Origin of the sequence: Cellulosimicrobium composti (assembly GCF_009711085.1) — a bacterium.
Lineage (GTDB): Bacteria > Actinomycetota > Actinomycetes > Actinomycetales > Cellulomonadaceae > Cellulosimicrobium > Cellulosimicrobium composti.
Genome location: NZ_WMKA01000028.1, coordinates 15816 through 30354, shown reverse-complemented (window position 1 = coordinate 30354; position 14539 = coordinate 15816). Strand labels below are relative to the sequence as shown.

Genomic DNA, 14539 nt, shown 5'->3' with positions numbered 1-14539 from the left:
CCCGCCTCTCCCGGCACCACCGGGAGGACGGGACCGTCCGCCCTGCTCGTGCCGAGGAGAACCATGCCGCACCACGGCCCCCACACGCCTCCGCTCGCCTACGTCATCGCCGGGTCCGAGGCGACCGGCGGCGCCGGCATCCAGGCCGACCTCAAGACGTTCCAGGAGCTCGGCGCCTACGGCGTCGGGACGCTGACGTGCATCGTCTCGTTCGACCCGAGGAACGACTGGGGCCACCGGTTCGTCCCCGTGGACCCGCAGGTCATCGCCGACCAGTTCGAGGCGGCGACCGTGACGCACGAGCCCTCGGTCGTGAAGATCGGCATGCTCGGCACGCCCGCGACGATCGACGTCGTCGCGGCGTCGCTGCGCTCGCGCACGTGGGAGCACGTCGTGCTCGACCCGGTGCTCATCTGCAAGGGCCAGGAGCCGGGCGCCGCGCTCGACACCGACACGGCGCTGCGCGCGCAGGTGCTCCCGCTCGCGACCGTCGTGACGCCCAACCTCTTCGAGACGCGCACGCTCGCGGGCGTCGAGTCGATCGAGACGGTCGACGAGCTCGTCGAGGCGGCCCGCGCGGTCCAGGCGCTCGGGCCGCGCGCCGTCGTCGCGAAGGGCGGCGTCGAGCTGCCCGGGCCCGACGCGGTCGACGTCCTCGTCGACGGCGACGACGTGCACGTGCTGCGCACCCCCAAGATCGGCGAGGAGCGGGTGAGCGGCGCCGGCTGCACGTTCGCGGCCGCGATCACCGCCGAGCTCGCCAAGGGCGCGTCGGTGCTCGACGCGACGCGCGTCGCCAAGGACGTCGTCACCGCCGCGATCGAGGACCGCGTGGCCTCGAACGCGCCGTTCGACGCCGTGCGCGTCGGCGCGCGCCGCTGACGCCCGGCGGGCACGCGCGACGCGACTCCTCGCCGACCGGCGCTCGACCGACGATCACCCCTCGGACGCCTCCGCGTCCCCTGACGGTCAAGGAATACTCTCGTCACCGTGAACGACCTCTCTCCCTCGGAACTGTCCCCGTCGCCGGGTGCTGCCGACGTCTCCGGGCACGGCGCCGGGCGCGGGCTCGCGCGCCACGACGTGCCCGCCCCGCTGCGCGACGACGTCCGCCTCCTCGGCGGTCTGCTCGGCACCGTGCTGCGCGAGACGGGCGGCCAGGACCTGCTCGACGACGTCGAGCGCCTGCGCGAGCTCGCGATCCGCGCGTACGACGACCCCACGGGCGAGGTGCTGGCCGAGGCCGAGGCCCTCGTCGAGGGCCTGTCGATGCAGCGTGCCGAGCAGGTCGCGCGCGCCTTCACGTGCTACTTCCACCTCGCGAACCTCGCGGAGGAGTACCACCGCGTGCGCGTGCTGCGCGAGCGCGAGGCCGAGTTCGCGACGCGCGCCACGACGCCCGACGACTCGCTGCCCGAGGCGTTCGAGCAGCTCGTCGCCGAGGTGGGCCGCGAGGAGGCGCTGCGCCGCCTGCGCCGGCTCGAGTTCCGCCCCGTGCTCACCGCGCACCCGACGGAGGCGCGCCGGCGCGCGGTCTCCGGCGCCGTCCGCCGCATCGCGACGCTGCTCGACGAGCGCGACGCGCAGCGGCTCGGCGGCACGTCGCTCGCGGAGAACGAGCGCCGCCTGCTCGCGGAGATCGACACGATGTGGCGCACGGCGCCGATCCGCGAGCACAAGCCGTCCGTGCTCGACGAGGTGAAGACGGCCCTCGGGGTCTTCGACGCCACGATGTTCGACACGTTCCCCACGGTCTACCGCCGCCTCGACGACTGGCTGCTCGGCGACGAGGCCGGCCGCGAGGAGCCCCTGGTCCGCCCGTTCGTGAGCCTCGGGACGTGGATCGGCGGCGACCGCGACGGCAACCCCAACGTGACGTCCGAGGTCACGCGCCAGGCCGCCGCGATCGCGGCCGACCACGCGCTCGCGGCGCTCGAGCAGCGCGCCCGCCTCGTCGGCCGCAAGCTCACGCTCGACCAGGACGGCACGCCGCCGTCGGACGGGCTGCGCACGCTGTGGGAGCGCCAGCGCCGGCTCTCGGAGGCCGTGACGTCGGCGGCCGCGGAGGCGTCGCCCCGCGAGCCGCACCGCGCCGTCATGCTCGTCGTGGCGGACCGCATCGCCGCGACGCGCGCCCGCAACGCGGACCTCGCGTACGCGACGGCCGAGCAGCTCGAGTCCGACCTGCGCGTCGTGCAGGAGTCGCTCGTCGCGGCGGGCGCCCCGCGCGCCGCGTACGGGGACCTGCAGCAGCTGGTGTGGCAGGTCGAGACGTTCGGGTTCCACCTCGCCGAGCTCGAGGTGCGTCAGCACTCCCAGGTCCACGAGGCGGCGCTCGCGGAGATCGCGGAGAAGGGCCTGCACGGCGACCTGTCCGACCGCACGCGCGAGGTGCTCGACACGTTCCGCGCTCTCGGGGCGGTCCAGGAGCGCTACGGCATCCGCGCCGCGCGCCGCTACATCGTGTCCTTCACGCAGAAGCCCGAGCACCTCGCGGCGGTGTACGAGCTCGCGGAGCTCGCGTTCGCCGGCTCCGACGAGGCGCCCGTGGTCGACGCGATCCCGTTGTTCGAGACCTTCGCCGACCTGCGTGCGAGCGTGGACATCCTCGAGTCGATGCTCACGCTGCCGCAGGTGCAGCGCCGGCTCGCGGAGAACGGCCGCCGGGTCGAGGTCATGCTCGGCTACTCCGACTCCTCCAAGGACGTCGGTCCCGTGTCCGCGACGCTCGCCCTGCACGACGCGCAGAGCCGGATCGCGCAGTGGGCCGAGCGCCACGACATCACGCTGACGCTGTTCCACGGGCGCGGCGGCGCGCTCGGCCGCGGTGGCGGCCCGGCGAACCGCGCCGTGCTCGCGCAGCCCCCGGGCTCGGTGGACGGCCGGTTCAAGCTCACGGAGCAGGGCGAGGTCATCCTCGCGCGCTACGGCGACCCGACGATCGCGTCGCGCCACATCGAGCAGGTCGCGGCGGCGACGCTGCTCGCGTCGGCGCCCTCGACGGAGCGTCGCAACGCGGGCGCGACCGACCGCTACCGCGAGCTGGCGGCCGCGCTCGACGAGTCCTCGCGCCGCCGGTTCCACGAGCTCGTGCGCGCGGACGGCTTCCCGCAGTGGTTCGCGCAGGTGACGCCGCTGGAGGAGGTCGGCCTCCTGCCGATCGGCTCGCGCCCGGCGCGCCGCGGCCTGTCGGTCTCCTCGCTCGACGACCTGCGCGCGATCCCGTGGGTGTTCTCGTGGTCGCAGGCCCGGATCAACCTCGCGGGCTGGTACGGCCTCGGCACGGCGCTGAAGGAGTTCGGCGACCTCGCGCTGCTGCGCGAGGCGCACCGCGAGTGGCCGCTGTTCGCGACGCTCCTCGACAACGTCGAGATGTCGCTCGCGAAGTCGGACGAGCGCATCGCGGAGCGCTACCTCGCGCTCGGCGGGCGCGACGACCTCGCGCAGGCGGTCCTCGACGAGCTGCGCCTGACGCGCGAGCAGGTGCTCGCCGTGACGGGCAACGCCTGGCCGCTCGCCGGCCGCCGGGTCCTGGGGCGCGCGGTCCAGCTGCGCAGCCCCTACGTCGACGCGCTGTCGCTGCTCCAGGTCCGCGCCCTGCGTGGGCTGCGCGCGGGGGCCGAGGGTCCCGTGAAGGACGAGCTCCAGCACCTCCTGCTGCTCACCGTGAACGGCGTCGCGGCCGGTCTGCAGAACACGGGCTGAGCGCGCCAGGACGCCCGAGACGACGGCCGCCGCGCCGACCCGGACCCCGGGTGCGCGGCGGCCGTCGTCGTCTGGACACCCGTCCAACTGTTGAATGAAACCTCAACGATCGCCCCGGGGAACGGTGTCTCCGCGGCCGAGGGTAAAGTCTTCGCCAGAGGCCTACCAGCCAGCGGCATCAGTGGGGTACGCTGGCGACGACCGATCACGCCGGCACCCGTTCTCGCCCGACGACGTACGAGGGCAGGAGCCGACCGGTCGGTGCGTCATGCAGGAGGCGCGGGACTCGTCGGGGTGGGCGAGGGCAGGGCGGGACGAAGGGCGGGGCAGTGTTGGTGCAAGAGCTGGAGCGGAACGACACCGAGTCGGGGACGGGCGGCATCCGGCTGCTCGAGGAGCCCGAGGCGAGCGTCGTGGACATGTGGGGCGAGATCGACGTCGCCCTCCGCAGCGAGGCGAGCGCAGCGCTCGCGAACGCTCTCGAACGGGACGTGCCCGTGGTCATCGACACGTCGAAGGTGACGTTCATGGACTCCACGGGCATCGCGTTCCTCGTGCAGTTCTACACGATCGGCTCCGAGGAGGGCCTGTCGGTGACGCTGCGCAACCCGCCCACCGTCGTGACCGACGTCCTCGAGATGCTCGGCGTCATCGACATCTTCGGCACCGACCGCCACGAGGTCACCACGAGCTGACGGGCGCCGCCCCTCAGTGCGCGTCGGCCCCGAGCGACGCCGCGCCCACGATCCCGGCCGCGTTGCGCAGCTGCGCGGGCACGATCGGCGCGCGCAGCTGCAGCAGCGGCAGGAAGTGCTCGTGCTTCTTGCTCACGCCGCCGCCGACCACGATGAGGTCGGGCGAGAGCAGGTCCTCGACCACGCCGAAGTAGCGCTGCAGCCGCTCGGCCCACTGCGCCCAGTCCAGGTCCTCGCGGTCGCGCGCGGCGTCGGACGCGCGCGTCTCGGCGTCGTACCCGTCGATCTCGAGGTGTCCGAGCTCGGTGTTGGGCAGCAGGTGACCCTCGACGACGATCGCGCTGCCGATCCCCGTGCCGAGCGTGGCCACGAGGACGACGCCGTCCGCGTCGCGCGCGGCGCCGTACCGCACCTCGCCGACCCCGGCGGCGTCGGCGTCGTTGACGGCGACGACGCGGCGCCCGGTCTCGCGCGCGACGAGCGCGGGCAGGTCCACGCCGGTCCACGACTTGTCGAGGTTCGCGATGAACCGGACGACGCCGTGCTGGAGCGGGGCCGGGAACGCGACGCCGATGGGGACGTCCTGCGGGAGGTCGTAGGCGCCCACGAGCTCGGCGATCACCTCCGCGACGGCCTGCGGGGTCGAGGGCTGGGGCGTCGGGATGCGGCGCCGCTCCTGCGCGAACTCGCCGGTGGCGAGGTCTACGGGGGCGCCCTTGATGCCGCTGCCGCCGACGTCGATGCCGAAGGCGACGCGGGGGCGGTCGGCGGAGCGGTCGGACGAGTCGTGGTGAGCGTTCATGGCAGTGTGAGGATCTCCGCTCCGTCGTCGGTCACGAGCAGCGTGTGCTCGAACTGCGCGGTCCGCGACGCGTCCGCGGTGACTACCGTCCACCCGTCGTCCCACATCCGCCACTCGGACGTGCCCAGCGTGAGCATGGGCTCGATCGTGAAGACCATGCCCGGCTCGATGACCGTCGCGTGGTCGGGAGCCGCGTCGTAGTGCGGCACGACGAGCCCCGAGTGGAACGCGCGCCCCACGCCGTGGCCCGTGTACTCGCGCACCACGCCGTAGCCGAAGCGGGCCGCGTACCGCTCGATCACGCGCCCGACGACGTTGATCTGGCGTCCGGGCGCGACGGCCTTGACGCCCCGGGCGAGAGCCTCGCGCGTGCGTTCCACGAGCAGCGCCGACTCCTCGTCGACCTCGCCCACCGTGAACGTCGCGTTCGTGTCGCCGTGCACGCCACCGACGTACGCGGTGACGTCGACGTTGACGATGTCGCCCGCGACGAGCTCCGTGGAGTCCGGGATGCCGTGGCACACGACCTCGTTGAGCGACGTGCACAGCGACTTGGGGAACCCGCGATAGCCGAGCGTGGACGGGTACGCGCCGTGGTCGACCAGGAACTCGTGCCCGACGCGGTCGAGCTCGTCGGTCGTGACGCCGGGGGCGACGTGCCGACCGACCTCGACGAGCGCCTGCGCGGCGAGCCGCGACGCGACGCGGATCCGCTCCACGGTCTCGGGGTCGTTGACCTCGCTCCCGGTGAACGGGCGCGGGCCGGGCCGTCCCACGTACTCCGGGCGCTCGATCGACGCCGGGACCTCGCGCCGCGGGCCGACGACGCCCGGCACGAGCGGTCCGCGGCGTCGTGCGCGCGGGGGAGCGGCGGCGTCGGGCGGGACGGGGGACGGGCTCGGGTTCATGCCGGCCAGTCTACGAAGGCGGGGCGTCGCGGACGGCCGCGCGGGCGAGGATGGGGGAGGATCGGGGCATGAGCACCGGATCACGTTTCACCGACGGCGGCGAGCCCGCTGTCGAGGGCGAGTACTACTACGACACCCGCACCGGCGAGGTGCACCGGGGCCCGAGCGGCTCGTGGTCGCACCGCATGGGGCCGTACCCGACGCGCGAGGCCGCCGAGCGGGCCTTGCAGACCGCGCGCGAGCGGTCGGAGGCCTGGGACGAGGAAGAGCGCCGCGAGCGCGGCGAGTGACGCACGCCCCGCCTCCCGGCCGCGCGCGCGTTTGGTCGGGACGCCTCGGCCTGCTCCTCGCAGGGCTCGCCGTGGGCGCGCTGACGTTCCTGCTCGCGCTGCAGGTCCGGGCGGGCTCCGGGGGCGGCACGACGACGGTCGCGCCCTCGGGGGACGCCGTCGCCTCGGCGCCCGCGCCCGACCCCACGACGGCCGCCCCGGAGCCGGAGGTCACCGAGACGGCGCCGCCGCCCCCGCTCGCAGGGCTCACCGTCGCCGTCGACCCCGGGCACAACGGCGGCAACGGCGCGAACCCGCTCACGGTCAACGCGCCCGTTCCCGACGGCCGCGGCGGCACCAAGGCGTGCAACACCGTGGGCGCGTCCACCGACGCCGGCTACCCCGAGCACGCGTTCACGTGGGACGTGGCCGGGCGGCTCGCGGCGCGGCTCGCCGAGCTCGGCGCGGTCGTCGTGCTCACGCGGCCCGACGACGCGGGCGTGGGCCCGTGCGTCGACGCGCGCGGGCGTCTCCCCCAGGAGGAGGGCGCGGACCTGCTCGTGTCGCTCCACGCGAACGGCACGTCGGACCGCCGCGCGCACGGGTTCTTCGCCATCGTGGCGGACCCGCCCGTGCACGGGGCGCAGGGGGAGCCGAGCGTCGCGCTCGCGCACGACCTCGTGGCGGCGCTCGGCGCGGCCGGGTTCGCGCCGTCGTCGACGGTCGCCGCCGACGACGGGCCGCTCCAGCGGCGCGCCGACCTCGCGACGCTCAACCACGCGGAGCGACCCGCGGTCATGCTCGAGCTCGGCGAGATGCGCAACCCCGACGAGGCGGCCGTCATGGAGTCCGAGGAGGGTCGCCAGCGCTACGCCGACGCCGTCGCGGCGGGGATCACCGCGTGGGCGGGTGCGGACGGCTGACGCCGCCCGGACCCGGTCAGCGCGTGAAGCTGTGCGCCTCGTCGGGGAACGTCCCGGCGCGCACGTCCGCGGCGTAGTCGGCGGCGGCCTGCCCGAGCGCCGCGCCGATCTCCGCGTACCGCTTGGCGAACCGCGGCGACCAGTCGGTCATGCCCGCCATGTCCGTCCACACGAGCACCTGGCCGTCGCACGCGGCGCCCGCGCCGATCCCGATCGTCGGGACGAGCAGGATCTCGGTGATGCGCGCCGCGACCTCGACCGGGACCATCTCCAGCACGACCGCGACGGCGCCGGCCTCGGCGACGGCCAGCGCGTCCTCGCTCAGGCGCTCGGCCGCGTCGTCACCGCGGCCCTGCACGCGCGGGCCGCCGAGCAGGTTCTCCGACTGGGGCGTGAAGCCGAGGTGCCCGACGACGGGGATGCCCGCGTCGGTGAGCGCGCGGATCTGCGGCGCGACACGGCGACCGCCCTCGAGCTTGACGCCGCTCACGCCCGCCTCCTTGAGGAAACGCACGCCCGTGGCGAGCGCCTGCTCCGGGCCGGCCTCGTACGACCCGAACGGCAGGTCGACGACGGTGAACGCACGCCGGGCCGCGCGCGCGACGGCGCGCGCCGCCGGGATGAGGTCGTCGACCGTGACCGGCAGCGTCGTCGCGTGACCGTGCATCGTGTTGCCGATCGAGTCCCCGACGAGCAGCAGGTCGATCCCCGCGTCGTCGAAGATCCGTGCCGTCACCGCGTCGTACGCGGTGAGCATCGTGATCCTCTCGCCGCGCGCCTTCGCCTCGGCGAGGTGGTGCACGCGGAAGCGGCGCTGTCCCGTGCCGCCGGTCGGGGCGGGCTCGGGGGCGGTGTGAGCAGACATGACGGCCTTTCCTGGGTACGGGGACGGGTCGGGCGACGCGCGGGGTGGCGGCGTCAGTCGACGGGCTCGCGCCAGCGGTTGGTGATGGGCAGGCGGCGGTCGCGGCCGAACGCGAGGGCGGTGACCTTGGGGCCCGGCGGGTACTGGCGGCGCTTCCACTCGGCGCGGTCGACGAGCGTGACGACCTTGTCGACGACCTCCGGGTCGAACCCGCGCGCGAGGAGCTCCGCGCGGCCCTCGGCGTGCTCGATGTACGCGTCGAGCACCTCGTCGAGCAGGTCGTACGGCGGCAGCGAGTCCTGGTCGGTCTGGCCGGGCCGCAGCTCCGCCGACGGGGGCTTGGTGATGGACGACTCGGGGATCGGCGGGATCTCGCCGCGGTCGACCGCGAGGTTGTTGCGCCACCGCGCGAGCTGCCACACGCGCGACTTGTCGACGTCCTTGAGCGGGGCGAACCCGCCGATGCTGCCCGCGTCGTAGATCGTCGCGTAGCCCGTGGCGAGCTCGGACTTGTTGCCGGGCGCGATGACGAGGTGTCCCTCGCGGTTCGAGATCGCCATGACGACGACGCCGCGCACGCGCGCCTGGAGGTTCTCCTCCGCGACGCCCTCGAGCTCGAGCTCGCCCTGGAACGCCTCGACCATGGGCGCGATGGGCTGGACGCGGTAGTCCCCGCCGAGCCGCTTCATGAGGTCCGCGGCGTCGTCCTTGCTGTGCTCCGAGGAGTAGCGCGACGGCATGGAGACACCGACGACGTTCTCGCCCCCGATCGCGTCGGCGGCGATCGCTGCGGTGAGCGCGGAGTCGATGCCGCCCGAGACGCCGAGGACGACGGACCGGAAGCCGTTCTTGCGCACGTACCCGGCGAGGCCCGTGACGCACGCGCGGTAGACCTCCTCGTCGGGGTGCAGCTCGGGCGCGCGCGGGCCGCGCGGCGCACCGTCGGCCGGCAGGTCCCACACGAGCAGGTCCTCGACGAACTGCGGGGAGGTCGCGACGACGGCGCCCGTCGCGTCGGTGACGAACGAGCCGCCGTCGAACACGAGGTCGTCCTGGCCGCCGACGAGGTTGACGTACGCGACGGGGGCGCTCACCTCGCGCGCGCGCCGCGCGGCGAGGTCGGTGCGGACGTGGCCCTTGCCCTCCTCGTACGGGGAGCCGTTGAGCACGAGCAGCAGGTCGAGCCCGTTCCCCGCCTCGTCGAGCGTGGCCATCTCGGCGACCGGGCCGCCCTCCTGCCAGATGTCCTCGCAGATCGCGACGCCCACGCGGCGGCCCTCGACCTCGACGACCGTGGTGGTCTCGCCGGGCGCGAAGATGCGGAACTCGTCGAACACGCCGTAGTTCGGCAGGTGGTGCTTGTCGTACGCGGCCTGCACCACGCCGTCGCGCAGCACGACCGCGCGGTTCGTCGGGAGGTCCGCGGGCGAGCCCGACGCCTCGCGCTCGGCGGCGCCCGCGCCGCGCGGGGCGCCCGACGTCCCGACCGTGCCCAGCACGACCGTGATCCCGCCCAGCCCCTCGGCGCCGAGGCGCGCCGCGATGTCCGCGGCGGCGTCCCACGCCGCGCGACGGAACGACGCGCGCAGGGCGAGGTCCTCGATCGGGTACCCGGTGAGGGTCATCTCGGGGAACGCGACGAGCTGCGCGCCCGCCGTCGCCGCCTCGCGGGTGCGCTCGAGGACGAGCGCGGCGTTGCCGTCGAGGTCCCCCACGCACGTGTCGACCTGTGCCAGCGCGACGCGCAGATCAGCCATGCGTCCACCCTAGACGAGCGGCGCGCGCGGCTCGTGCGCGGGGGCGTCGCGGCGCGCGACGTCCGCCACACGACCGTGTCACCCGTTCGTCACACGGATCAGGCAGGATGTACCGCATGGACAGGCAGCAGGAGTTCGTGCTCCGCACGGTCGAGGAGCGCGACATCCGCTTCATCCGGCTCTGGTTCACCGACGTGCTCGGCATGCTCAAGTCGGTCGCGGTCGCGCCGGCGGAGCTCGAGTCGGCGTTCGCCGAGGGCATCGGGTTCGACGGCAGCTCGATCGAGGGCCTCACGCGCGTGTACGAGGCCGACATGATCGCGCGGCCCGACCCGACGACGTTCCAGGTGCTCCCGTGGCGCGGCGAGCGCCACGGCACCGCGCGGATGTTCTGCGACATCCTCACGCCGGACGGCGAGCCGTCGCTCGCGGACAGCCGCAACGTGCTCAAGCGCGCGCTCGCGAAGGCGAGCGACAAGGGGTTCACGTTCTACACGCACCCCGAGGTCGAGTTCTACCTGTTCAACCAGCCGGCCGACGCCGAGTCGCCGCTCGTCCCGGTCGACCAGGGCGGGTACTTCGACCACCTCGCGCGCGGCAGCACGCACGACTTCCGTCGTGCCGCGATCACGATGCTCGAGTCGATGGGCATCTCGGTGGAGTTCTCCCACCACGAGGCCGGTCCGGGCCAGAACGAGATCGACCTGCGCTACGCCGACGCGCTCACCACGGCCGACAACCTCATGACGTTCCGCACGGTCGTCAAGGAGGTGGCGCTCGAGCAGGGCGTGTTCGCGTCGTTCATGCCGAAGCCGATGGCGGACCACCCCGGCTCGGGCATGCACACGCATCTGTCGCTGTTCGAGGGCGACCGCAACGCGTTCCACGAGCCCGGCGCCCAGTTCGAGCTGTCGAAGACGGCGCGCCAGTTCATCGCGGGCCTGCTGGTGCACGCGGCGGAGATCACCGCGATCACGAACCAGTACGTCAACTCGTACAAGCGCCTGTGGGGCGGCGCGGAGGCGCCGAGCTACGTGTGCTGGGGCCACAACAACCGCTCCGCGCTCGTGCGCGTGCCCATGTACAAGCCGGGCAAGGGCAACTCGAGCCGCGTCGAGTACCGCGCGCTCGACTCGGCCGCCAACCCGTACCTCGCGTTCGCGGTCATGCTGGCCGCGGGGCTCAAGGGCATCGAGGAGGGCTACGAGCTCCCCGAGGAGACCGAGGACGACGTGTGGGAGCTCACCGACGCCGAGCGCCGTGCGCTCGGCATCAAGCCGCTCCCGCAGTCGCTCGACGAGGCGATCTCCGTCATGGAGAAGTCCGAGCTCGTCGCCGAGACCCTCGGCGAGCACGTCTTCGACTTCGTGCTGCGCAACAAGCGGCAGGAGTGGGACGGCTACCGCGCCCAGGTGACGCCGTTCGAGCTGAAGCGGTTCCTCCAGGTCCTGTGAGCGGGTCCACGACGACGTCAGGTCGGTCCGGCGGGTCCCGCCGGCCGACGCTCACGGGTCGCCTCGCGCGCGTCGGCTTCGCCGACATCTCGCGGTCCGCGAGCCTGCTCGCCGACGCCGACCTCGCGCTGCTGCTCGACGGCGGCGCGCGGCCGGACGCGCAGGCCGCGGACGGCGGGGGTGCCACGGACGCGGGGCAGGCCGTCGACGACGAGCTGCTCACGGCGTTCGGGTCCGCCGCGGACCCCGACCTCGCGCTCCTGCAGGTGGTGCGTCTCGCGGGCGCGCTGCGCCCCGAGGTCGAGGCGCGCGGCCCGCTCGCCGACCTCGCGCGCACGTGCCTGCGTCCCGGACAAGCCCGCGAGCGCCTGCTCGCCGTGCTCGGCGCCTCCGTGGCGCTCGGCGACGACCTGGTCCGGCGCCCGGAGCTGCTGCGGGTCGTCGCCGACCCCGCCCCCGGGACCGGGGTGGACGCGCGCGACGTGCGCGCCGAGCTGCTGCGCGCCGTGGGCGCGGACCCCGACGCGGCCGTGCCCGTCGCGGACGCGCCCGGCCCCGAGCGCGTCGACGCGCTCCGCCGCGCCTACCGCGAGCGGATCCTGCGGATCGCGGCGACCGACCTCACCGTGCCCGACCCCCTCACGCGGATGCCGGCCGTCGGGGCGGCGCTCGCCGACCTCGCGGCCGCCGCGCTCGAGGGCGCGCTCGCGGTGGCGCGCGCGGAGCTCGACGACCACGGCGCGGGCGTGCGCCTCGCCGTCATCGGCATGGGCAAGTGCGGGGCGCGGGAGCTCAACTACGTCTCGGACGTCGACGTGATCTACGTCGTCGAGCCGGCGGACGGCCAGGACGAGGAGCACGCGACGACGGTCGGCGCGCGGCTCGCGACGAGCCTCGCGCGCGTGTGCTCGGGCACGTCCGGGGAGCCCGCGCTGTGGCAGGTCGACGCGGCGCTGCGGCCCGAGGGCAAGCAGGGCCCGCTCGTGCGCACGCTCGCGAGCCACGTCGCGTACTACGAGCGCTGGGCCAAGACGTGGGAGTTCCAGGCGCTGCTCAAGGCGCGCACGGTCGCGGGGGACCGGGACCTGGGGCGTGCGTACGAGGACGCGATCGCGCCGTTCGTGTGGTCCGCGGCGGGCCGGGAGAACTTCGTCGAGGACTCGCAGGCGATGCGCCGCCGCGTCGAGGACCACGTGCCCGCGGCGGAGGCGGACCGCCAGCTCAAGCTGGGCAAGGGCGGCCTGCGCGACGTCGAGTTCACGGTCCAGCTCCTCCAGCTCGTGCACGGTCGCGCCGACGAGTCGATCCGCAGCCGCAGCACGCTCACCGCGCTCGGCGAGCTCGCCGCCGGCGGGTACGTGGGACGCGAGCACGCGGCCCGGCTCGGGGTCTGCTACCGGTTCCTGCGCTCGCTCGAGCACCGCATCCAGCTCTTCCGGCTCCGCCGCACCCACCTCGTCCCGACCGCCGAGGACGAGCTGCGGCGCCTCGCGCGCTCGCTCGGGATGCGCGCCGAGGGCGCGTCCGGGCTGGGCGAGCGCTGGCGCGCGACGCGCCGGGAGGTGCGCGGCCTGCACGAGGAGATCTTCTACCGCCCGCTCCTGCCCGCGGTCGCGCAGCTCTCCCCGGACGAGGTGAGCCTCGCGCCCGAGGCCGCGAAGGCGCGCTTCGCCGCGATCGGCTACCGCGACCCGGCGGGCGCCATGCGGCACGTCACGGCGCTCACCGAGGGCGTCAGCCGGCGCGCGGCGATCCAGCGCCAGCTCCTGCCCGTCATGCTCGGCTGGTTCGCGGAGGGCGCCGACCCCGACGCGGGCCTGCTCGCGTTCCGGACGCTGTCGGAGACGCTCGGGACGACGCACTGGTACCTCAAGCTCCTGCGCGACTCCGGGTCCGCCGCCCAGCGCCTCGCGCACCTGCTGTCGAACTCGCGGTACATGGCCGACGCGCTCGCGCGCTCGCCGGAGTCCGTGCGCTGGCTCGCGTCCGACGCCGACCTCGCCCCGCGCGGCATCGCGCGCCTCGCCGCCGAGACCGACGCGATCCTCACGCGCGCGGACCAGGTCGACCCCGCGACCGTGAGCCTGCGCGCCGTCCGACGGCGCGAGCTCGCGCGCACCGGGGCGGCCGAGCTGCTCGGCGTCGTCGACGCGGTGCAGGCCGCGCGCAGCATCTCCGACGCCGCCGACGTCGTGCTCGCGGGCGCGCTGCGGATCGCGGAGTTCGTCGCGCGCGACGAGCTCGGCCACGACCCGCAGGACGTCGGCTCCGCGCCCGCGCGCATGCTCGTCGTCGCGATGGGCCGGCTCGGGGGACGCGAGATGGGCTACGGCTCGGACGCCGACGTGATGTTCGTGCACGACCCGGTGCCCGGCGCCGCGGAGCGCGACGCGCAGGCCTACGCGCTCGCGGTCGCGACCCGGCTGCGCCAGCTCCTGTCCGCCGTCGGGCCCGAGCCCGCGCTGCCCGTCGACGCCGACCTGCGCCCCGAGGGGCGCAACGGCCCGCTCGTGCGCTCGCTCGCCTCGTACGCCGAGTACTACGAGCGGTGGTCGAGCGTGTGGGAGGCCCAGGCGCTCCTGCGCGCCCGCCCCGTCGCCGGCGACCTCGCCGGGCTCGGCGAGCGGTTCGCCGCCGCCGTGGACCGGCGCCGGTACCCCGCGGGCGGGCTCGACCTCGCGCAGCTCCGCGAGGTCCGCCGCATCAAGGCGCGCGTCGAGTCCGAGCGGCTGCCGCGCGGCGTCGAGGCGTCGCGGCACCTCAAGCTGGGGCGCGGAGGAGTGTCCGACGTCGAGTGGACCGTCCAGCTGCTCCAGCTCCAGCACGCCCACGCGGTCGAGGCGCTGCGCACCACGTCGACGGTCGAGGCGCTCGACGCCGCCGTGGCCGCCGACCTGGTCGCCGAGGACGACGCCGCGGTCCTCGGCGAGGCGTGGCTCCTCGCCTCGCGGCTGCGCAGCGCGCTCGTGCTGTGGTCGGGGCGCACGACCGGCACGACGGTCGACGTGCTGCCGCACGACCGGTTCGCGCTCACCGGCCTCGCGCGCGTGCTCGACCTCCCGGACGTCGACACGGGCGCCGAGCTCGAGGACCACTACCTGCGCACGGCCCGGCGGGCGCGCGCCGTCATGGAGCGCCTCTTCTACGGCGAGGACTGACCG

General features: G+C 74.8%; 11 protein-coding genes. 7 read left to right on the top strand and 4 right to left on the bottom strand.

The features are described from left to right. Positions 1-63: 63 nt before the first annotated feature. The 3 genes from thiD (at position 64) to GJV82_RS12260 (ending at position 4400) form a co-directional block, all read left to right on the top strand. Positions 64-882, top strand: a complete 819-nt coding sequence (thiD, locus tag GJV82_RS12270) for a bifunctional hydroxymethylpyrimidine kinase/phosphomethylpyrimidine kinase (protein WP_024841733.1) — start codon at positions 64-66, stop codon at positions 880-882. Positions 883-1083: 201 nt separating this feature from the next. After that, positions 1084-3705 (top strand): phosphoenolpyruvate carboxylase, encoded by a 2622-nt coding sequence (locus GJV82_RS12265; protein WP_318657589.1) that lies wholly within the window; start codon positions 1084-1086, stop codon positions 3703-3705. A gap of 329 nt (positions 3706-4034) precedes the next feature. Beyond that, the gene (locus GJV82_RS12260; RefSeq protein WP_231492891.1) at positions 4035-4400 is read left to right on the top strand and encodes an STAS domain-containing protein; all 366 of its coding nucleotides are present in this window, start codon (positions 4035-4037) and stop codon (positions 4398-4400) included. A gap of 13 nt (positions 4401-4413) precedes the next feature. Here GJV82_RS12260 and ppgK read toward each other — a convergent pair whose 3' ends face one another. Beyond that, a complete protein-coding gene (gene ppgK, locus GJV82_RS12255) occupies positions 4414-5202 on the bottom strand; it encodes a polyphosphate--glucose phosphotransferase (protein ID WP_155099429.1) in 789 nt (262 codons plus the stop codon). After that, positions 5199-6110, bottom strand: coding sequence for a type I methionyl aminopeptidase (gene map / locus GJV82_RS12250; RefSeq protein ID WP_155099428.1), 912 nt, complete (start codon positions 6108-6110; stop codon positions 5199-5201). Before map ends, ppgK begins: the two co-directional genes overlap by 4 nt. A 68-nt stretch (positions 6111-6178) precedes the next feature. Here map and GJV82_RS12245 point away from each other — a divergent pair, with 68 nt between their 5' ends. Both GJV82_RS12245 and GJV82_RS12240 read left to right on the top strand, forming a co-directional pair. Then, positions 6179-6400, top strand: coding sequence for a hypothetical protein (locus GJV82_RS12245; RefSeq protein WP_024841738.1), 222 nt, complete (start codon positions 6179-6181; stop codon positions 6398-6400). Beyond that, a complete protein-coding gene (locus tag GJV82_RS12240; RefSeq protein ID WP_318657585.1) occupies positions 6397-7302 on the top strand; it encodes an N-acetylmuramoyl-L-alanine amidase in 906 nt (301 codons plus the stop codon). The genes GJV82_RS12245 and GJV82_RS12240 overlap by 4 nt, the downstream gene beginning before the upstream one ends. A 16-nt stretch (positions 7303-7318) precedes the next feature. Here GJV82_RS12240 and panB read toward each other — a convergent pair whose 3' ends face one another. Continuing rightward, positions 7319-8167 (bottom strand): 3-methyl-2-oxobutanoate hydroxymethyltransferase, encoded by an 849-nt coding sequence (gene panB, locus GJV82_RS12235; RefSeq protein WP_155099427.1) that lies wholly within the window; start codon positions 8165-8167, stop codon positions 7319-7321. Between the two features lie 53 nt (positions 8168-8220). After that, positions 8221-9924 carry an NAD+ synthase gene (locus GJV82_RS12230; RefSeq protein WP_024841741.1) on the bottom strand — a complete coding sequence of 568 codons (1704 nt, stop codon included), beginning with the start codon at positions 9922-9924 and terminating at the stop codon, positions 8221-8223. 116 nt (positions 9925-10040) lie between these two features. Here GJV82_RS12230 and GJV82_RS12225 point away from each other — a divergent pair, with 116 nt between their 5' ends. Both GJV82_RS12225 and GJV82_RS12220 read left to right on the top strand, forming a co-directional pair. Further along, a complete protein-coding gene (locus GJV82_RS12225; protein ID WP_155099426.1) occupies positions 10041-11378 on the top strand; it encodes a glutamine synthetase family protein in 1338 nt (445 codons plus the stop codon). Next, on the top strand, positions 11375-14536 hold the full coding sequence (locus GJV82_RS12220) for a bifunctional [glutamine synthetase] adenylyltransferase/[glutamine synthetase]-adenylyl-L-tyrosine phosphorylase (RefSeq protein ID WP_318657584.1): 3162 nt from the start codon (positions 11375-11377) through the stop codon (positions 14534-14536). Before GJV82_RS12225 ends, GJV82_RS12220 begins: the two co-directional genes overlap by 4 nt. Positions 14537-14539 lie beyond the last annotated feature (3 nt).